Consider the following 21,496-nt stretch of genomic DNA (forward strand, 5'->3'; position numbering starts at 1 on the left):
TTTGAAAAAAAGAAATTAGGTTAAAGGCAATTTATGGCTGAAACAATTAGATTAAATAAGGTATTACGTGAGCTTAACATCTCTCTTGATCGCGCTGTAGAATTTTTAGATTCTAAGGGTGTAGAGGTTGAGAAGCGTCCGACTACCAAAATTTCAGAGGAAACGTACAGTATTCTTTCAAATGAATTTCAAAAAGATGCTAGCAAAAAAATGGCGTCTCAAGAAGTTAACGAAGCGAAGAATAAAGAAAAAGAAGAGCTGCGTATTAAACGCGAAAAGGAGTTAGAAGAAAAGCAAAAAGCAGAAGAAGCTGTTAAGGCAGCTAAAGCTGCTCAGCTCAAAAAAGAGGAAGAAGTTATCAAAGCTTCTAAGGCACTTTCTGGACCTAAAACTGTTGGGAAAATAGATTTAGATTCGGGTAAAAAAGTAGCTAAAAAGGAAGAAGTAGTTCCTGAGCCTAAAAAAGAGCCTGTTAAAGCTGAGAAAACTCCAGAAGCTAAAGAAACGCCTAAGGTTGAAACTAAAGTTGAAGCTAAGTCAGAATCTAAACCGGATTCTAAAGTAGTAGCTAAGCCTGCTATCACGCCTAGAAAGGAAGTCGCTAAGCCACAGGAAGAAGAGAAACCTCAAGAGCCTGTTGAAGAGACTTTAAAAACTAAGTATACTAAACTTTCTGGTCCTAAAATTGCAGGAGAGAAAATTGATTTATCTCAGTTTAACAAGCCTAAAAAGAAAAAAGAAGATCCTAAAAAAGATGATAACGCAAATAAAAAGAAGCGTCGTCGTATATCTAAACCAGGAGATAATAGAACGTCTTCATCACCTTCAAGAGGTGGTAACGACAGATACAAAGGTAAAAAACCAGGTGGTCGTAAATCAGGAGGTCCTGTTGTAAAGGCAGAACCAAGTGAGGAAGAAGTACAAAGACAAGTACGTGAAACTTTAGAAAAATTACAAGGTAAATCTTCTAAAGGTAAAGGTGCTAAGTACAGAAGAGAGAAAAGAGATCAACATAGAGAGCAATCAGAAATTGATCAACAAATAGAAGCTGCAGAAAGCAAAATACTTAAAGTTACAGAGTTTGTTACAGCAAACGAAATAGCTACGATGATGGATGTTCAAGTAACACAAATTATCTCAGCGTGTATGTCTTTAGGGATGATGGTAACAATGAATCAGCGTTTAGATGCTGAAACTATTGCGATCGTTGCAGAAGAGTTTGGATATAAAACAGAATTTGTTACTGCTGATATTGATGTTTCAATAGAAGACGTTGCAGATAAGCCAGAAGATTTAGAACCACGTGCACCAATCGTAACCGTTATGGGACACGTAGATCATGGTAAAACTTCTCTATTAGATTACATTCGTAAAGAAAATGTAATTGCAGGAGAGTCTGGAGGTATTACGCAGCATATTGGTGCTTACGGTGTACAATTAGATAATGGTCAAAAAATAGCATTCCTAGATACTCCAGGTCACGAAGCTTTTACAGCGATGCGTGCTCGTGGTGCTCAAGTTACAGATATTGCTATTATTGTGGCAGCAGCGGATGATGATATTATGCCTCAAACAAAAGAAGCAATATCTCATGCACAAGCAGCAGGTGTACCAATTGTGTTTGCAATAAACAAGATTGATAAGCCACACGCTAATCCAGAAAAAATTAAAGAAGGTTTAGCACAAATGAATTTACTTGTAGAAGATTGGGGTGGTAAAATCCAGTCTCATGATATCTCTGCAAAAGTAGGTACAGGTGTTAAAGAATTATTAGAAAAGGTATTACTTGAGGCAGAATTATTAGAGCTTAAAGCTAATCCAAATAAACCAGCAGTAGGAACCGTAGTTGAGGCCTTTTTAGATAAAGGTAGAGGTTACGTGTCTACAGTACTAGTTCAAGCTGGTACATTGCGTGTAGGTGATTATGTACTTGCAGGTAAAAATAGTGGTAAAGTTAAAGCGATGCAAGATGAGCGTGGTCATGATGTACAGGAAGCTGGACCATCAACACCAGTATCTGTATTAGGTTTAGACGGAGCACCTCAAGCAGGTGATAAGTTTAACGTATTTGCAGATGAGCGTGAAGCTAAGCAAATTGCAACTAAGCGTACGCAATTACAACGTGAACAAGATGTAAGAACAACTAAAACATTAACCTTAGCCGAAATTGGACGTCGTATTGCTTTAGGTACGTTTAAAGAGCTTAATATTATCCTTAAAGGAGATGTAGATGGTTCTGTTGAAGCATTAACTGACTCGTTCCAGAAGCTGTCTACAGAAGAAATTCAAGTAAACATTCTGCATAAAGGTGTAGGTGCTATTACTGAAAGTGATGTATTACTTGCAACAGCTTCAGATGCTATTATTATTGGATTTAATGTGCGTCCTGTTGGAAATGCACGTACGATTGCAGATAGAGAAGAAGTTGATATTAGAACATATTCTATTATTTATGACGCCATAAATGATCTTAAAGACGCAATGGAAGGTATGTTATCTCCAGAGGTTAAAGAAGAGATTACAGGTACTGCTGAAATTAGAGAAATATTTAAAGTTTCTAAAGTTGGTACTATTGCAGGTTGTATGGTAATGAATGGTAAAATATTTAGAAACTCTCAAATACGTTTAATACGTGATGGAGTTGTAACTTACACAGGTGTTTTAGACTCGCTTAAGCGATTTAAAGATGATGCCAAAGAAGTCTCTAAAGGATACGATTGTGGTATGCAAATTAAGAACTACAATGACATTAACATTGGAGATGTTATTGAAGCTTTCCATGAAGTAGAAGTTAAGAAAAAACTTAAATAGATTTAAGTTTAGTTATAAAAAAAAGCGATTCATTTGAATCGCTTTTTTTATGTTTTAAAACTAACTAATTTTAGTCCTTTTCTTTTTTTGGTTTAAATATAAAGGCATCACTAAATTTCTTCTGTACATCTACTAAAGCTCTTTCTGCTTCTAGACGTGTTCTAAAACTACCTATCCATACTTTGTAGTTAGGAGTCTCAAAAACAAGCTGAGAACTTATATTTCCATTGCTATTTCCAAACTTAGATCTCATGCTTTCTGCACTACCTAAATTTCCTGAATATATCTGTATTTTATAGCGATCACTATTTTTGTCATCTTTATTCATTTCCTTTTTTATATCCAATAATTTAGAGATAGCAGGATCTTCATTAAGGACGACTGTTCCGCTTTGTGCCATACTAAATGCTGAAAAACATATTGTAATTAAGGAAGTTAAGCAAATGGCTTTAAATTGTGTTTTTTTCATTTTTAATAGTATTTAATGCAAATGTAAATGTATTAAATTAAAAAGTAACTCAATTTATTATTTAGAATTTATCTAAATTAGCAATTAAGACTTCTTTAAGATTTTAAAAATCGACTTTAAGTATTACTTTTGCGTAACGTTTTTCTAACTGTATTCAATATGCAGCAATGAAAAAATCATACCAAAGTTTAGAAGTAAATTCAATATATAATATGAAACAGGTGATTCACCGTAAGTTAAGTAGTAACTATCTTCGTTTAAGCTTAATTTTTTTACTAGCATTCTCAACCTCAATGTTCGCTCAAGAAGGCGACGCAGTTGCAGGTAAATCTTTATTTAACGCCAATTGTATAGCTTGTCATAAGTTAGACAAAAAAATGACAGGTCCTGCTTTACGTAAAGTAGAATCTCGTTTAGCTGATACTGAAGGTTTAGATAGAGAGTGGTTGTACAAATGGATAAAAAATAGTGCAGGACTTATTAAATCTGGAGATGCGTATGCAAACAAGATTTATAATGAGTACAATGGTGCTGCAATGAGTGCGTTTCCTACTCTTACTAATGCTGATATTGATAATATCTTAGCGTATACTGCTACAGAGCCAACTGCTGCTCCTGTGGCTGCAGGTGATCCTACTGTTTCTGGTTCGTCTAATGCGACTTCTGAAGGAGGTATTTCTAATAAAATAATTTTAGGAGCATTAGGTGTTTTATTCGCATTGTTAGCTGGTGCTTTATTTTTAGTTAACAAGACACTTCGTAATTTTGCTGAAGCAAAAGGTGTTGAGTTGTCTGAGACTACAAAGCGTACACCAATATGGAAAGCATTCGTTCAAAATCAATTTTTAGTTTTAGTCTCAGTAGTAGTACTATTGTTAGCTAGTGCTTATTTTGTTTACGGTTTCTTTATGCAAGTTGGAGTTAATCAAGGATATGAACCAATTCAGCCTATACATTATTCACATAGAATTCATGCAGGTGAAAATGGTATTGATTGTAAATACTGTCACTCGTCTGCTAGAGTTAGTAAGCATTCAGGTATACCTTCATTAAATGTTTGTATGAATTGTCATAAATCTATTTATGAAGTTGCTGCCGAAACGCAAGCTGAGGGATTATCAGAATATGGAGTGGATTACAATGCTGAAATCAAAAAACTTTATAATGCAGTTGGTTGGGATGATGCAGAACAAAAGTACACAGGAAAAACAGCTCCAGTAAAATGGATTCAAATTCATAAATTACCAGACTTTGCTTATTTTAATCACTCGCAACACGTAGTGGTTGGAGGTGTTGAATGTCAAACATGTCATGGACCTGTTGAAGAAATGGAAATTATGTATCAACATGCACCTTTAACAATGGGATGGTGTATTAACTGTCACAGAGAAACAGATGTGAAAGTTAAAGACAATGCATATTACACTAAAATCCATGAGCAACTTTACAAAAAGTATGGTAAGGATAACTTTACTGCAGCTCAAATGGGAGGTTTAGAATGTGGTAAATGTCATTACTAAAAACAAGATTTTTATTTTCCTTTAAAACGGAAAACCTTAAAATAATTAATAAAGAAATAAATTCAATTATATAATATGTCATCAAACAAGAAATACTGGAAAAGTGTTGAGGAGCTAAAAGATAGCTCTATTGTTGAGACGCTAAAACAAAACGAATTTGTTCAAGAAATTCCTACTGATGAGTTCTTAGGTGATAAGGATACATTGGAGGCTTCTTCAACAACACGTCGTGATTTCTTAAAGTATGTTGGTTTTAGTACAGCAGCTGCTTCTTTAGCAGCCTGTGAAGGACCAGTAGTTAAGTCTATACCTTATGTAGTACAACCAGACAGAATCGTGCCTGGTGTTGCCAATTACTATGCAACAACTATAGCTAATGGTTTTGATTTTGCAAGTGTTTTAGTTAAGACTCGAGAAGGTCGTCCAATTAAGATTGAAAATAACACTTTAGCTGCTACTAATGGTAGTGCAAATGCTAGAGTTAATGCTTCGGTTTTAGATTTATATGATAGTACTAGAGTACAAGGACCTAAAAAAGGTGGTGCCTCTATTTCTTGGTCAGATTTCGATTCTGAAACTACATCAGCATTAAATAACGTTAAGAATTCTGGTAAGCAAATTGTTTTGTTAACTCAAACTTATGCTAGTCCTTCCACTTCTAAATTAGTTGCTGAGTTTACTGAAAAATATGGCAATGTAAATCATGTTGTTTATGATGCTATTTCAGAGTCAGCAGCTTTGGATGCTTATCAGGCTATGTATGGTGAGCGTGGTTTAGCTAATTATGACTTTTCTAAAGCAATGACAATTGTTTCAGTAGGAGCAGATTTTCTTGGTGATTGGCAAGGTGGAGGTTTTGACTCTGCTTATGCTAAAGGACGTATACCAGTAGATGGTAAAATGTCTCGTCATATTCAGTTTGAGGCTAATATGTCTTTGGCAGGAGCTAATGCTGACAAACGTGTGCCTGTAACACCTTCTCAGCAAAAACTTGCTTTAGCGCAATTACATAGTTTAATTGTTGGAGGTTCTGTTAATGCTAATGATTTACCTGCTAAAATTAAGGAGGCAGTTCAAAAAGCAGCTTCTGAGTTAATTAAAGCTGGTAGCAATGGTGTATTAGTTACTGGTATTCAAGATGTGAATGCTCAAACTGTTGCTTTAGAAATTAATAAAAAACTAGGTAGTAAGGCTTTTGATCCTAAAACACCTATTAAAACACGACAAGGAAATAATAAATCAGTGCAAACTTTAATATCTGACATGAAAGCAGGTAAGGTTGGTGCTATTATTATGAGTGGTGTTAACCCAATGTATACTTTAGCTAACGCTTCTGAATTTGCTGAGGGAATTAAAAATACAAGTTTATCTGTTGCTTTCACTTCTAAAGAAGATGAATCTGCTTCAGTTGCACAATATATAGCAGCAACGCCTCATTATTTAGAATCTTGGGGTGATGTTGAATTAAAGAAAGGTCATTTTGCACTTATGCAACCAACAATCAGACCTTTATTTGATACAAGACAGTTTCAAGATGTTTTATTAAAATGGAACGACAATAGTAGTTCATTAAATGATTATATTAAAGCAACTTGGAAAGAGACTATTCTTAATGGTAGTTCTTATAACCAAGCTTTACATGATGGGTCATTTGTTAGTTTAATGCCAGTTGTTGAAGAAGTAACGGAAGAGATTGCTCAGGATGAGTTACCTGCTAGCAATGCAGCAAGAGCATTAGCTTCAAGTGTAAAAACTAGTGGTACAGAATTAACATTATATTCTAAAGTCGGAATGGGTGATGGTCAACAGGCTAATAACCCTTGGTTACAAGAGTTTCCTGATCCAATTACTAGAACATCATGGGATAACTATTTAACGGTTTCTAAATCTGATGCTCAAGCTTGGAATATTATTAATGAAAATGATTCTACAGGAGCTTTAAATGGTAGCTACGTTAATCTTAAGTTAGGTAATACTACTTTAACTAATGTTCCAGTAATCATTCAACCAGGTCAAGCAAAAGGATCTGTTGGTTTAGCATTTGGATATGGTAGATCTGCTGGTCTTAAAGATGAAATGAAAACAGGTGTAAATGCTTTTACACTTTATAAAGATTTTAATACAGTACAAAGCGTATCTATTGAGCCTGCAACTGGAATGCATGAATTTGCATGTGTACAGTTACAAAACACATTGATGGGTCGTGGTGATATCATTAAAGAAACTACTTTAGAGATTTTTAATACTAAAGATAAGCACTATTGGAATGAAGTTCCTATGGTATCTTTAAATCACCAAGAGACTCCGGTTACATCTCCTGAGGTTGATTTATGGGATGAATTTGATCGTTCTATCGGACATCATTTTAATTTATCAATTGACTTAAATGCTTGTACAGGTTGTGGAGCATGTGTTATTGCATGTCATGCTGAAAACAATGTACCAGTAGTTGGTAAAGAAGAAATTAGACGTAGTCGTGATATGCACTGGTTACGTATAGATAGATATTATTCATCTGAAGATACATTTGCTGAAGATGATGCTAAAAAAGAAGGTTTCTCTGGTTTATTTGGAGATAATGGTTCTTTAGGAGGTTTTGGAGAATTAGAAGATCCTGCAGATAATCCACAAGTAGCATTCCAACCTGTAATGTGTCAACATTGTAATCATGCTCCATGTGAGACTGTATGTCCTGTTGCTGCTACAGCACACGGTAGACAAGGTCAAAACCATATGGCATACAACAGATGTGTGGGTACAAGATATTGTGCAAACAACTGTCCGTATAAAGTAAGACGTTTTAACTGGTTCTTATATAACGGAAATGACGAGTTTGATTACCATATGAATAATGACTTAGGTCGTATGGTAATTAATCCTGATGTTACTGTTCGTTCTCGTGGTGTAATGGAAAAATGTTCTATGTGTATTCAAAAAACACAAAAGACTATTCTTGACGCTAAGCGCGATGGACGTGAGATTAAAGACGGAGAATTCCAAACAGCTTGTTCAGCTGCATGTAGTAGTGGAGCAATGATATTTGGAGATATTAACGATAAGGAAAGTAAAGTTGCAAAACTTTTAAAAGACGATCGTATGTATCACTTATTAGAAAGTGTTGGTACTAAACCTAATGTTCAGTATCATACTAAAGTGAGAAACACGAAAGAAGCATAAAAAGATTAATTAATAAACAATTATAAAGGATTATGGCGTCTCATTACGAAGCACCTATTAGAAGACCTTTGGTTACAGGTGAGAAATCTTACCACGATGTAACTGTAGATATCGCAGCACCTGTAGAAGGTAAGGCAAACAAACAGTGGTGGATTGTATTCTCTATCGCACTTGTAGCTTTTCTTTGGGGAATAGGTTGTATTATATACACCGTTTCTACTGGAATCGGAACTTGGGGTCTAAACAGAACAGTAAACTGGGCTTGGGATATTACTAACTTCGTTTGGTGGGTTGGTATTGGTCACGCAGGAACATTAATTTCTGCAGTACTTTTATTATTCCGTCAAAAATGGAGAATGGCAATTAACCGTTCTGCAGAAGCAATGACAATTTTCTCGGTAGTTCAAGCTGGTTTATTTCCAATCATCCACATGGGTCGTCCATGGTTAGCGTATTGGGTATTACCTATTCCTAATCAATTTGGTTCGTTATGGGTAAACTTTAACTCACCATTGCTTTGGGATGTATTTGCGATTTCAACGTATTTATCGGTTTCATTAGTTTTCTGGTGGACTGGATTATTACCTGATTTTGCAATGTTACGTGATAGAGCTATCAAACCTTTCCAAAAGAAAATTTATAGTTTATTAAGTTTTGGTTGGACAGGTCGTGCTAAAGATTGGCAACGTTTTGAAGAGGTTTCTCTTGTACTTGCTGGTTTAGCAACTCCTTTAGTACTTTCAGTACACACTATTGTATCTTTTGACTTTGCAACATCTGTTATACCTGGTTGGCATACAACAATCTTTCCTCCTTATTTTGTGGCAGGAGCGATTTTCTCAGGATTTGCTATGGTAAACACGTTACTTATCATCATGAGAAAGGTATGTAACTTAGAAGACTACATTACAGTGCAACATATAGAGTTAATGAATATTGTAATCATGCTTACAGGATCTATTGTTGGTGTGGCTTACATAACTGAGTTGTTTGTTGCTTGGTATTCTGGTGTAGAATATGAACAATATGCATTCTTGAACAGAGCAACTGGTCCTTATGCTTGGGCATATTGGATGATGATGAGTTGTAACGTATTTTCACCACAGTTTATGTGGTTTAAAAAACTACGTACAAGTATCATGTTCTCTTTCTTTATCTCGATTGTAGTAAACATAGGAATGTGGTTTGAACGTTTTGTAATTATCGTAACATCTTTACACAGGGATTACTTACCTTCTTCTTGGACGATGTTCTCACCAACATTTGTCGATATTGGAATTTTTATTGGAACAATTGGTTTCTTCTTCGTACTTTTCTTATTGTATTCTAGAACATTCCCAGTAATAGCTCAAGCAGAGGTTAAAACTATTTTGAAATCTTCTGGGCAACGTTACAAAAACATCAGAGAAAGAGGAGATAGCTTAGTAGGTACTGGATCAGATGCCAGAACTTCTGAGGTTAATAATAACGAATCAAAAAACTTAAAGTAGCATATGGAAGCTTCAAAAGTAATTCACGCTATTTATAACGACGACGATGTGTTAATGAATGCAGTTAAAAAAGTTAAAGCTGCAAAACATCAAATCGAAGAAATATATACACCTTTTCCTGTCCATGGACTTGATAAGGCGATGGGATTAGCTCCAACACGTTTAGCTATATGTGCATTTTTGTACGGTTGTGTTGGTTTAACAGTAGCAGTTTTAATGATGAATTTCATTATGATTGAAGATTGGCCTCAAGATATTGGTGGAAAGCCTAGTTTTAGTTACCTAGAAAACATGCCAGCTTTTGTACCAATTATGTTTGAGCTTACAGTGTTTTTTGCAGCCCATTTAATGGTTATAACGTTTTATTTAAGAAGTAAAATGTGGCCTTTTAAAAAAGCTGAAAATCCAGATCCTAGAACAACTGATGACCATTTCTTAATGGAACTTCCAATTCATAACAATGAAGTTGAATTGCAAAGTCTATTATCACAAACAGGAGCAGTTGAAATTAACGTAGTAGATAAAGCACATTAATTAGATAGAATGAAACATTTAATTAAAATATCAATAATAGCCTTAATTGTAATCTCGTTTACTTCTTGTAATAAGAGTTCTCGTCCAAATTATCAATACATGCCAAACATGTATGAGTCTGTGGCGTATGATGCTTACCAAGAATCAGATGCTTTTGCAAACGGAGTTGAAGCCCAATTGCCTGTAGATGGTACTATACCTAGAGGTTATACACCTTTTGAGTATACAAATGACATTGCTGGTTATGATTTAGCTAAAGCTGAACTTAAATCGCCTTTAGATTCTACTCAATTTGATGAGCCAAGAGCTAAAGAGTTATATAATATTTATTGTGGTATTTGTCATGGTAATAAAGGAGACGGTAAAGGTAATCTTGTTAAAAGAGAAAAAATCCTTGGTGTACCTAGTTATGACGATGCAGGAAGAGCCATTAACACAGGTAGTATTTATCATGTAATGTATTATGGTAAAAACTCAATGGGATCTTACGCTAACTTTTTAAGCGAGGAAGAACGTTGGCAAGTAGTTGCCTATGTTGAGAAATTAAAGGCAGACTTAGAAAAATAAGATTTAGATAAAGTTTATATATAGATATGTACACACTTTCAAATAGACTAAAATTAGTTTCACTAATCCTAATCATTGTAGGAGCTGGATTATGGGGAACAGGTTATTACTCGTCTCATCACGTTACTTTAGATAACGTTAAAACGATGTTAGCAGAAGAGGCAAGTCATGGTTCTCATGGTGATAGCCATGCAACTTTTACTGATACTCATGAAGTTGAGTCTCACGTTACTACAGATTCTCATGGTGAAGTGACTTCACATGCTGAAGCAGATGCACATCATGGAGATGAGCATGCAGAACATGTAATGCATCAAATTCATAATAGACCTTATTCAGCGCTTTATGTTGCTGCATTTTTCTTTATGATGATTGCTTTAGGTGCTCTAGCATTTTATGCTATTCAGTTTGCTGCACAAGCAGGTTGGTCTCCTTTATTATTTAGAGTAATGGAAGGTATTACTTATTATGTATTACCTGGAGCATTAATTGTAGTGGCTATAGCTGTTTGGGCTGGTGATCATATATTTATATGGATGGATCCCGAAATGGTGAATCCAGAGAGCGATAAGTTTGATAAATTAGTAGCTGGTAAGTCAGCTTGGTTAAATACAACTGGTTTTGTTATTAGAGCTTTGGTTTTTATTGGTGGATGGTCTTTATATCGATTTTTTGCTCGTAAATTTTCATTAGCGCAAGATGAGGCTCCTGAAGGTGATAGAAGTAATTTCAAAAAATCATTTCGTATTGCTGCAGCATTTTTAGTATTCTTTATTTATACTGAGTCGATGATGTCATGGGATTGGATTATGAGTGTAGATCCTCACTGGTTCTCAACATTATTTGGATGGTATGTATTCGCAGGAATGATGGTTTGTGCTGTTACAGTTATGGCAATGATTACTATCTACTTAAAATCTAAAGGATTATTACAACAAGTTAACGATAGTCATATTCACGATTTAGCTAAGTTTATGTTTGGATTTAGTATTTTCTGGACATACTTATGGTTTTCTCAATTTATGTTAATATGGTACTCAAACATTCCAGAAGAAGTAACTTATTTTGTAACTAGAATTGAAGATTATAACCTTCCTTTCTTCGGAATGATAGCTATGAATTTCCTATTCCCTCTTTTACTATTAATGAACAGTGACTATAAGCGTATTCCTTGGTTTGTAATTATGGCTGGAGTTGTGATTTTAGCAGGACACTATATTGATATATTCAACATGATTATGCCAGCTACGGTTGGAGACAGATGGTTTATTGGTATGCCTGAAATAGGAGCAATTTTATTGTTCGCTGGTTTATTTATGTTTATTGTGTTTTATGCAATATCTAAACAACCTCTAATCGCTAAAGGAAATCCGTTCATCAAAGAGAGTGAACATTTCCATTATTAATAAAAAATAAAATAAAGAAGAACGATAACAATGACGACTTTCTTATCAATTTTAGTTTTAGTATTTATTTTCGTTGCAATCTGGCAAATGGTTAAAATCTTTGATTTGACACAAGCAGGTAAGACAAACGATAATAATCAAGTAGCAAATGATAACGATAACCGTATAAACGGTTACTTAATGATAGGTTTTTTAATCTTCATTTATGTTATTACAATAGTATGTTTTGTTAAATGGGGAGACTTACCATTAATGTCTAATTCTGCCTCAGAGCATGGACCTGGTATTGATAGTTTAATGATCATTTCTATGATTGTAATCTTCTTTGTACAAACAATTACTCAGTTTTTGCTTCATTATTTCGCTTTTAAATACAGAGGTGAAAAAGGTAAAAAAGCTTTGTTTTATGCTGACAATAATAAATTAGAAGCTATATGGACTATTATACCTGTAATTGTATTGGCAGGTTTAATTATTCAAGGATTATTCACTTGGACAAGCATCATGAATATTGATGAAGAATCAGATCCTATGATTGTTGAGTTATACGCGCAACAGTTTAATTGGAAAGCTAGATATTCTGGTCCTGATAATGCTTTAGGTAAAGCTAATGTTAGATTAATTGATATCAATAGAGCTAATGAATTAGGTGTGGATGAGTCTGACCCTAATGCTCAAGATGATGTAATTGTTAAAGAGTTACATTTAGTAGTAGGAAAACCTGTTTTATTTAAAATGCGTTCTCAAGATGTATTACACTCTGCTTACATGCCTCACTTTAGAGCTCAGATGAACTGTGTTCCTGGTATGATTACTCAGTTTGGTTTTACTCCTTCTAAAACTACTGCTGAAATGCGTGAAACGCAAGAAATTCAAGATAAAGTAGCTAATATCAACAAAATCAGAACAGAGAAGAGCCAATCTTTAATTGCTGAGGGTAAAGAAGGTTTAGAGCCTTATGAGTTTGATTATTTACTATTATGTAACAAGATTTGTGGAACGTCTCACTATAACATGCAAATGAAAATTATAGTGGAAACACAAGAGGAGTATGATGAGTGGATGAAAGAGCAAAAGCTTTTTGTAGATTCATTAGTAAAAAATTAAATAACAAGAAATTAAATTTAAAGATTTTAGATTATGTCAGCACACGTAGAAGAACATGGACATGACGATCATGGTCATCATCATAAAGAAACATTCATAACTAAGTATATATTTAGTCAAGATCATAAAATGATTGCCAAGCAGTATCTTATTACTGGACTTATCATGGGAATCATAGCAGTAGTAATGTCAATCATGATGCGTATGCAAATTGCTTGGCCTGAAGAATCAAATCCATTGTTTAAAGCTTTATTAGGTAAATGGGCTCCAGATGGTGTAATGAGTGCAGATATATATCTTGCATTAGTAACTATTCATGGTACTATAATGGTTTTCTTTGTACTTACAGCAGGTCTTAGTGGTACTTTTAGTAATTTACTTATTCCATTGCAAATTGGAGCAAGAGATATGGCATCAGGTTTTTTAAACATGGTTTCATATTGGTTATTCTTTACTTCAAGTGTTATTATGGTATGTTCTTTTTTTGTTGAAGCTGGACCAGCTGCAGCAGGATGGACAATTTACCCACCTTTAAGTGCACTGCCAATGGCTCAAGGAGGTTCTGGATTAGGTATGACAATGTGGTTAGTTTCTATGGCTATATTTATTGCTTCTTCTTTATTAGGATCTTTAAATTATGTAGTTACAGTTATTAATTTACGTACTAAGGGTATGTCTATGACAAGATTACCTTTAACAATTTGGGCGTTTTTTGTAACAGCAATTATTGGTGTTATTTCATTCCCAGTATTACTATCTGCAGCATTATTATTAATAATGGATAGAAGTTTTGGTACATCATTCTTCTTATCAGATATATTTATTCAAGGTGAAGTATTACATTACCAAGGTGGTTCTCCTGTTTTATTTGAGCACTTATTTTGGTTCTTAGGTCACCCAGAAGTATATATTGTTTTATTGCCAGCACTAGGTATTACTTCAGAAATTATCGCAACCAACTCTCGTAAGCCTATTTTTGGTTATCGTGCAATGGTAGCTTCAATATTAGCAATTGCATTTTTATCTACAATTGTTTGGGGTCACCATATGTTTATTTCAGGAATGAACCCATTTTTAGGATCTGTATTTACATTTACAACGCTGTTAATTGCTATACCATCAGCGGTAAAAGCATTTAATTATATAACCACTTTATGGAAGGGTAATCTTCAAATGAATCCAGCAATGTTGTTTTCTATTGGATTAGTTTCTACTTTCATAACAGGTGGATTAACTGGAATTATTTTAGGAGATAGTGCATTAGATATTAACGTTCATGATACTTACTTTGTAGTAGCTCACTTCCATTTAGTGATGGGTATTTCTGCACTTTACGGTTTCTTTGCAGGTGTTTATCATTGGTTCCCTAAAATGTTTGGACGCATGCTAAACAAAAATTTAGGATATGTACACTTTTGGATAACTGCGGTATGTGCTTATGGAGTATTTTTTCCAATGCATTTTATAGGTATGGCTGGTTTACCAAGACGTTATTATACAAACACTAACTTTCCTTTATTTGATGATTTAGCTAGTGTAAACGTTGTTATTACTTTATTTGCTATTATTGGTAGTATTTTCCAAATCGTATTTATATACAATTTCTTTTCAAGTATATTTTATGGTAAGAAAGCTGTTCAAAATCCATGGAGATCTAATACTCTAGAATGGACTACACCTGTAGAACATGTACATGGTAACTGGCCAGGTGCTATACCAGAAGTTCACAGATGGGCTTATGACTATAGCAAACCAGGACATGATGATGATTTTGTTCCACAAATTGTTCCTTTAAAAGAAGGAGAAGAAGAATTACAACACTAGATTTTAAATCTAATATCATATTGAAAAGCCTTTCTGTAAAAACAGAAAGGCTTTTTCTTTATATTTGCTTATATTATTCCTTGGCTTTATTTAAGCTATATAATTTATAAGTTTACCGCTTTTGCGGAACATTAACATGAACGATAACCTTGACCCAACTAGCGATAATTTTACTCCAGAAGAGTTTGATGTCGAAAAACAATTAAGACCTCTATCTTTTGAAGATTTTACAGGTCAAGATCAGGTATTAGAAAATCTTCAAATCTTTGTTCAAGCAGCAGTGGGTCGTAATGAAGCACTAGATCACACCTTATTTCATGGTCCTCCAGGACTTGGTAAAACTACTTTAGCAAACATATTAGCAAATGAGTTAGGTGTTGGTATTAAAGTTACCTCAGGTCCTGTATTAGATAAGCCAGGAGACTTAGCAGGTTTATTAACCAATCTTGATGAAAGAGATGTTCTTTTTATAGACGAAATTCATCGTTTAAGTCCTATTGTAGAAGAGTATTTATATTCTGCAATGGAAGACTATAAGATTGATATTATGATTGAGTCTGGCCCAAATGCTAGAACGGTTCAAATTAACCTAAACCCATTTACACTTGTTGGTGCGACAACCAGATCAGGTTTATTGACAGCTCCTATGAGAGCAAGGTTTGGTATACAAAGCAGATTACAATATTATAATACAGAATTACTAACAACTATCATACAACGTAGTTCAGATATATTAAATGTTCCAATATCAATGGAAGCAGCAATCGAGATAGCAGGTCGTAGTCGTGGAACACCTAGAATTGCTAATGCACTGCTGCGTAGAGTCCGAGATTTTGCACAAATAAAAGGTAATGGAAGTATCGATATTAAAATTGCAAAGTATAGCTTAGAAGCGCTTAATGTTGATGCATATGGTTTGGATGAGATGGATAATAAAATTCTATCTACTATAATAGAAAAATTTAAGGGTGGACCAGTTGGTATTAGCACTATTGCAACCGCAGTTAGTGAGAGTACTGAGACTATTGAGGAAGTTTACGAACCCTTTTTAATACAACAAGGTTTTATAATGCGTACACCAAGAGGTCGTGAGGTCACGGATTTGGCTTATAAACATTTAGGAAAAATTAAAGGTCCAATTCAAGGAGGTTTGTTTTAATAAACTTTAATGTAAAACACTAAAACTTTGGATATATATAATAATCTCTTATTTAGATAAATGAAAAAGATTCCAGAAGTTTCACTATTAAAATTTATTAAGCATTCTTTAGAGATTCTTAAAAACCCGTTGCCTTTTCATAATAAAAACTTTCAAGCGTTTGGTGATGTATTTAAACTTAATGTAGGTTTTAATTCTAAGATATACTTTTGTAGAGACGCTGCTTTTGCGCAATACGTGCTTCAAAAAAATCAAAAAAACTATACAAAATCAAAAATTCAAACTGAAGATTTAGTAAAATATGTAGGTGAAGGTCTTTTAACGTCTGAAGGCGAAAAATGGAAAAAACAGCGTAAGATGATGCAACCAGCTTTTCATAAAAAGCAATTGCAAAATTTGCTAGATGGTATGCAGCAGACGATTATTTCAGAATTTAATAAGGTTGAAAGTAATAAAACCATAGATCTTTTTCCAATTCTTAATGATTTAGCCTTTCAAACAGTTGTTAAATCTTTGTTCACTCAAGCAGCCAAAAATAAGGATATGGAGCGGTTACAGTATATAACCGAAGCAAATCAACGCATGCTAGTTAAAGAGTTAAGGCAACCTTATTTAGGATGGTGGTTTAAAATTGGTGGCACTTTAAAAAAACATTTAGATTTATCAGAAGAAGCTAGAGTTATATTAAAACGCATAGTTGATCAACGTAAAGCTTCCGGTAAACGTTATGACGATTTACTTGATATGCTTTTAGAAACTCGCTATGAAGATGGTCAAGGTATGACAGAAGACCAATTAATTGACGAGATTTTAATAATTTTTACTGCAGGTCATGAAACCACATCCAATGCTTTAACTTTTACATTTCAGTTATTAGCAAAACATCCTGAATGGCAAGATAAAATCCATAATGAGTTTATTGAACTTGGTGGTGATAAAGCAGATTTGATGACTAGAATATCACAGTCTAAAGTATGTCAACAAGTCCTTGAAGAGTCCATGCGATTGTACCCACCAGCATATTTTATTGACAGAGTAAATATAGAGAAGGATGTTTTTAATGAAATGGAATTTGAACCAGGTAGTAATTTACTGTTTTCGGTTTACGAAATCCATAGACATCCAAAGTTATGGGATAATCCAGAATCTTTTTTACCTGAGCGTTTTGCAGATGGTGGACGACAGTTTTCTAGTCAATATTTTCCTTTTGGTGCTGGTCCAAGAAAATGCATTGGAAACAATTTTGCTATGTTTGAAATGATTATAGCTGTTACAGCTTTAGTCAAAAAATTTAAAATTCAACCTGAGTTTGATAATATTAAGATTACACCTTTAATCACTTTGAAACCTAAAAATGCACAGCTTAGTTTTCATATAAGATAATAATGCTGGATAACAAATCTAAATACACAACACAAATCAAAGCCGAAGCTAAACGCTTAGGTTTTTTATCTTGTGGTATTAGTAAAGCAGGTTTTTTAGAAAAAGAAGCACCAAGACTAGAAAACTGGCTGAATAAAAATATGCATGGTCAAATGGGTTACATGCAAAACCATTTTGATAAGCGTTTAGATCCAACAAAATTGGTGGAGGATTCTAAATCTGTGATATCACTTTTATTAAATTACTATCCTTCAGAAGTTCAAAAAGACACAAAAGCACCAAAACTATCCAAATATGCTTATGGTCAAGACTATCATTTTGTAATTAAAGAAAAACTTAAAGAATTAACTCATTTTATTCAGCAAGAAATAGGTGATGTTTCAGGACGTGCATTTGTAGATTCTGCACCAGTTTTAGATAAAGCATGGGCTGCTAAATCAGGTTTAGGTTGGATAGGCAAGCATAGTAATTTATTGACCCAACAAGTTGGTTCTTTTTATTTTATAGCAGAGTTAATTATTGATTTAGATTTGGAATACGATTCCATTGTTACGGACCATTGTGGTACTTGTACAGCATGTATAGATGCTTGTCCAACGCAAGCCATAACAGAGCCTTACGTTGTTGATGGTAGTAAATGTATTAGTTATTTTACAATAGAACTTAAAGAGCAGTTACCGACCACAATGAAAGGTAAGTTTGACGATTGGATGTTTGGTTGTGATGTTTGTCAAGACATCTGTCCTTGGAATAAGTTTTCTAAGCCTCATAGTGAGCCTCTTTTTAATCCTCACCCAGATTTGTTAGATATGGTAAAAAAAGATTGGGAAGAGATTACTGAAGAGGTTTTTAAAAAAGTGTTTCAAAAAAGTGCTGTAAAACGGACAAAGTTTGAGGGTTTAAAACGTAATATTGAGTTTGTAAAATAAAATATTAAGCTTTTGTAACGCTATATTCCCATTGTTTTCAATACTTCTAATAAAATATAATAACACAAAATCGTGTTATTATTAGTTTAAAATTATTGAAAGATTATTCAAAGTCTCTCTCATTTTTTTATGTTCAAACGTCTTAAAAACTTACATTTGTAATTCACTAAAACTTAAAGTGAAATTATGAGCAAACAAAGTAGACGTCGTGAAGCTTTAGTATATCATGCAAAGCCAACTCCAGGTAAAATAAAAGTAGTTCCAACAAAAAAATATGCAACCCAAAGGGATTTAGCCTTAGCTTATTCTCCAGGTGTGGCAGAACCTTGTTTAGAAATTGAAAAAGACGTTAATAACGTTTATAAATATACAGCTAAAGGTAATCTTGTAGCAGTAATAACTAATGGTACCGCAGTTTTAGGATTGGGTAATATTGGTCCAGAAGCCTCTAAGCCAGTAATGGAAGGTAAAGGCTTATTATTTAAAATCTTCGCAGATATTGATGTTTTTGATATTGAAGTGGACACTGAAAATGTTGAAGAATTTATTCAAACGGTAAAAATGATAGCTCCAACGTTTGGAGGTATTAACCTAGAGGATATTAAAGCACCTGAAGCTTTTGAAATAGAAAGACGCTTAAAAGAGGAGCTTGATATTCCTGTAATGCATGATGACCAACATGGTACTGCAATTATTTCTGCAGCAGCATTATTAAATGCCTTAGAGCTTTCTGGTAAAAAAATAGAGGACGTTAAAATAGTAGTAAGTGGTGCAGGTGCAGCAGCAATATCATGTACGCGTTTATATTTAGCATTTGGTGCTAAACGTGAAAATGTGGTCATGTTAGACAGTAAAGGTGTAATTAGAGATGACAGAGATAATTTAACATCACAAAAAGCCGAGTTTGCAACACACCGTAAAATTGATACATTGGATGAGGCAATGATTGACGCTGACGTATTTGTAGGTTTATCAACTTCGGATATTGTAACGCCTGCCATGTTATTAGTTATGGCTAAAAATCCTATAGTATTTGCTATGGCTAATCCAGACCCAGAAATTGGTTATGATTTAGCAATTGCAACGCGTAAGGATATTATTATGGCTACAGGACGAAGTGACCATCCTAATCAGGTTAATAATGTACTAGGATTTCCGTTTATTTTTAGAGGAGCTTTAGACGTTAGAGCAACTAAAATTAACGAAGCTATGAAAATGGCAGCTGTAAAAGCATTGGCTGACTTAGCTAAAGAGTCAGTACCAGAACAAGTAAATATTGCTTATGGCGAAACACGCCTAACGTTTAGTAAAGAGTATATTATACCTAAACCATTTGATCCAAGATTAATAGCAACTGTACCTCCAGCTGTAGCAAAAGCTGCAATGGAAAGTGGTGTGGCTAAAGAGCCAATTGAAGATTGGAAAAAATATGAAGAGCAATTATTAGATAGATTAGGTAACGATAATAAGATTGTAAGGTTATTATTAAACAGATCTAAGCTAGATCCAAAGCGTGTTGTTTTTACAGAAGCAGATTCTTTAGATGTATTAAAAGCAGCCCAAATAGTTTACGAAGAAGGTGTTGCTATACCAATTTTATTAGGTAGAAAAGAAGAAATTGAACGCTTAAAAGAAGAGCTAGAGTTTGATGCAGATGTACTAATTATTGATCCTAAATCTGACGAGCAACTTGAACAAAAAAATAAGTACGCAAAAATATATTGGGAACAACGCAGAAGAAAAGGAGTAACGTTGTTATTAGCTGAAAAGTTAATGAGAGAACGTAACTACTATGCAGCAATGATGGTTAATGAAGGTGATGCAGATGCATTAATTTCAGGGTACTCTCGTAGTTATCCTTCGGTTGTAAAACCAATGTTGGAGCTAATAGGATTAGCACCAGGATCCACAAGAATTGCGACAACAAATGTTATGATGACCCAACGTGGTCCTATGTTTTTAAGTGATACTTCAATAAATATAAACCCATCAGCTCAAGATTTAACTAAAATAGCGCAAATGACTGCTAAAGTGGTTAAAATGTTTGGAATGGAGCCAATTATGGCAATGACTTCTTATTCTAACTTTGGATCATCAAAAGACCAAACAGCAACTAAAGTTAGAGAAGCAGTATCCTATTTACATAAAAGACATCCTGACTTATTAGTAGATGGAGAGTTACAAACAGATTTTGCTTTAAACAGTCAAATGTTAACAGATAGTTTCCCGTTTTCTAAACTAGCAGGTAAAAAAGTAAATACTTTAATCTTCCCTAATTTAGAGTCTGCAAACATTACTTATAAGTTATTAAAAGAACTTAACAACGCAGAGTCAGTTGGACCAATTATGATGGGAATGCGTAAACCTGTACATATCTTACAACTACATGCAAGTGTTGACGAAATTGTAAACATGACTGCAATAGCAGTAATAGATGCGCAACAGAAAGAAAAGTGGGAAAAAAACTTAGAAAACAAGAACTAAAATAATGTAAAGATAATTTTCTTACATTTGGAGAGTTAACAAAAATTTATGATTACACACATACAAGGAAAGTTAGTAGAGAAAAATCCAACAGATGTAGTCATCGATTGCAACGGAGTGGGTTATATGCTAAATATATCATTGCATACCTATTCTCAAATTCCTAATCAAGAAAATTTAAAGTTATATACGCATCTTCAAATAAGGGAAGATGCGCATACTTTATATGGTTTTGCTTCAACATCAGAAAGAGAATTATTTAGACTTTTAATTTCTGTAAGTGGTATTGGTGCAAATACAGCAAGAACCATGTTATCATCTTTAACGCCAAAACAAATTAGAGAAGGTATTGCTGTGGATGATGTTGCTTTAATTCAATCTATTAAAGGAATAGGGATAAAAACAGCGCAAAGAGTAATAATAGATTTAAAAGATAAAATCTTAAAAATTTACGATATAGACGAAGTTTCTGTAAGTCAAAGCAATACTAACAAAGATGAAGCGTTATCTGCTTTAGAAGTATTAGGTTTTGCTAAAAAACAAGCAGAAAAAGTACTGGATAAAATTGTCAAAGACCAACCAGAAGCTAACGTAGAAACAATCATCAAACTAGCCCTAAAAAATTTATAATTTATT

15 protein-coding genes are annotated in these 21,496 nt (G+C 33.9%); 14 read left to right on the forward strand and 1 reads right to left on the reverse strand.

What is annotated here, in order from left to right; all coding sequences use genetic code 11:
- The first annotated feature begins 33 nt into the window (after nt 1–33).
- Nucleotides 34–2,811: a translation initiation factor IF-2 gene (gene infB / locus V6251_RS07220; RefSeq protein WP_341587607.1), complete on the forward strand. Its 2,778-nt coding sequence runs from the start codon at nt 34–36 to the stop codon at nt 2,809–2,811.
- A 70-nt stretch (nt 2,812–2,881) separates the two neighbouring features.
- Here infB and V6251_RS07225 read toward each other — a convergent pair whose 3' ends face one another.
- Entirely contained in the window at nt 2,882–3,280 is a 399-nt protein-coding gene (locus tag V6251_RS07225) for an SPOR domain-containing protein (RefSeq protein ID WP_341587608.1), read from the reverse strand.
- 212 nt (nt 3,281–3,492) lie between these two features.
- Between V6251_RS07225 and V6251_RS07230 the strand changes: the two genes are divergently transcribed.
- The 13 genes from V6251_RS07230 to ruvA all read left to right on the forward strand — a co-directional run bounded on the left by V6251_RS07230 (nt 3,493) and on the right by ruvA (nt 21,490).
- Nucleotides 3,493–4,800 (forward strand): c-type cytochrome, encoded by a 1,308-nt coding sequence (locus V6251_RS07230; protein WP_339808786.1) that lies wholly within the window; start codon nt 3,493–3,495, stop codon nt 4,798–4,800.
- A gap of 75 nt (nt 4,801–4,875) precedes the next feature.
- On the forward strand, nt 4,876–7,977 hold the full coding sequence (locus V6251_RS07235) for a TAT-variant-translocated molybdopterin oxidoreductase (protein ID WP_341587609.1): 3,102 nt from the start codon (nt 4,876–4,878) through the stop codon (nt 7,975–7,977).
- Between the two features lie 32 nt (nt 7,978–8,009).
- Nucleotides 8,010–9,467: an NrfD/PsrC family molybdoenzyme membrane anchor subunit gene (nrfD, locus tag V6251_RS07240; protein ID WP_145003661.1), complete on the forward strand. Its 1,458-nt coding sequence runs from the start codon at nt 8,010–8,012 to the stop codon at nt 9,465–9,467.
- A gap of 3 nt (nt 9,468–9,470) precedes the next feature.
- Nucleotides 9,471–10,001 (forward strand): DUF3341 domain-containing protein, encoded by a 531-nt coding sequence (locus V6251_RS07245; RefSeq protein ID WP_145003658.1) that lies wholly within the window; start codon nt 9,471–9,473, stop codon nt 9,999–10,001.
- Nucleotides 10,002–10,010: 9 nt separating this feature from the next.
- Nucleotides 10,011–10,568 carry a c-type cytochrome gene (locus V6251_RS07250; protein ID WP_341587610.1) on the forward strand — a complete coding sequence of 186 codons (558 nt, stop codon included), beginning with the start codon at nt 10,011–10,013 and terminating at the stop codon, nt 10,566–10,568.
- Nucleotides 10,569–10,594: 26 nt separating this feature from the next.
- Nucleotides 10,595–11,974 carry a quinol:cytochrome C oxidoreductase gene (locus V6251_RS07255; protein ID WP_341587611.1) on the forward strand — a complete coding sequence of 460 codons (1,380 nt, stop codon included), beginning with the start codon at nt 10,595–10,597 and terminating at the stop codon, nt 11,972–11,974.
- Between the two features lie 30 nt (nt 11,975–12,004).
- Entirely contained in the window at nt 12,005–13,081 is a 1,077-nt protein-coding gene (locus tag V6251_RS07260) for a cytochrome c oxidase subunit II (RefSeq protein ID WP_145003652.1), read from the forward strand.
- A 33-nt stretch (nt 13,082–13,114) separates the two neighbouring features.
- A complete protein-coding gene (locus V6251_RS07265; RefSeq protein ID WP_292947676.1) occupies nt 13,115–14,905 on the forward strand; it encodes a cytochrome c oxidase subunit I in 1,791 nt (596 codons plus the stop codon).
- 136 nt (nt 14,906–15,041) lie between these two features.
- Nucleotides 15,042–16,064 carry a Holliday junction branch migration DNA helicase RuvB gene (gene ruvB / locus V6251_RS07270; protein WP_341587612.1) on the forward strand — a complete coding sequence of 341 codons (1,023 nt, stop codon included), beginning with the start codon at nt 15,042–15,044 and terminating at the stop codon, nt 16,062–16,064.
- 60 nt (nt 16,065–16,124) lie between these two features.
- Nucleotides 16,125–17,447 (forward strand): cytochrome P450, encoded by a 1,323-nt coding sequence (locus V6251_RS07275; protein WP_341587613.1) that lies wholly within the window; start codon nt 16,125–16,127, stop codon nt 17,445–17,447.
- Nucleotides 17,448–17,449: 2 nt separating this feature from the next.
- On the forward strand, nt 17,450–18,376 hold the full coding sequence (gene queG / locus V6251_RS07280; RefSeq protein ID WP_341587614.1) for a tRNA epoxyqueuosine(34) reductase QueG: 927 nt from the start codon (nt 17,450–17,452) through the stop codon (nt 18,374–18,376).
- Between the two features lie 186 nt (nt 18,377–18,562).
- Nucleotides 18,563–20,860, forward strand: coding sequence for an NADP-dependent malic enzyme (locus tag V6251_RS07285; RefSeq protein ID WP_341587615.1), 2,298 nt, complete (start codon nt 18,563–18,565; stop codon nt 20,858–20,860).
- A 48-nt stretch (nt 20,861–20,908) separates the two neighbouring features.
- Nucleotides 20,909–21,490: a Holliday junction branch migration protein RuvA gene (gene ruvA, locus V6251_RS07290; protein ID WP_145003633.1), complete on the forward strand. Its 582-nt coding sequence runs from the start codon at nt 20,909–20,911 to the stop codon at nt 21,488–21,490.
- Nucleotides 21,491–21,496: the final 6 nt, after the last annotated feature.

Origin of the sequence: Olleya sp. Ti.3.14, from assembly GCF_038154885.1 — a bacterium.
Classification (GTDB): Bacteria; Bacteroidota; Bacteroidia; order Flavobacteriales; family Flavobacteriaceae; genus Olleya.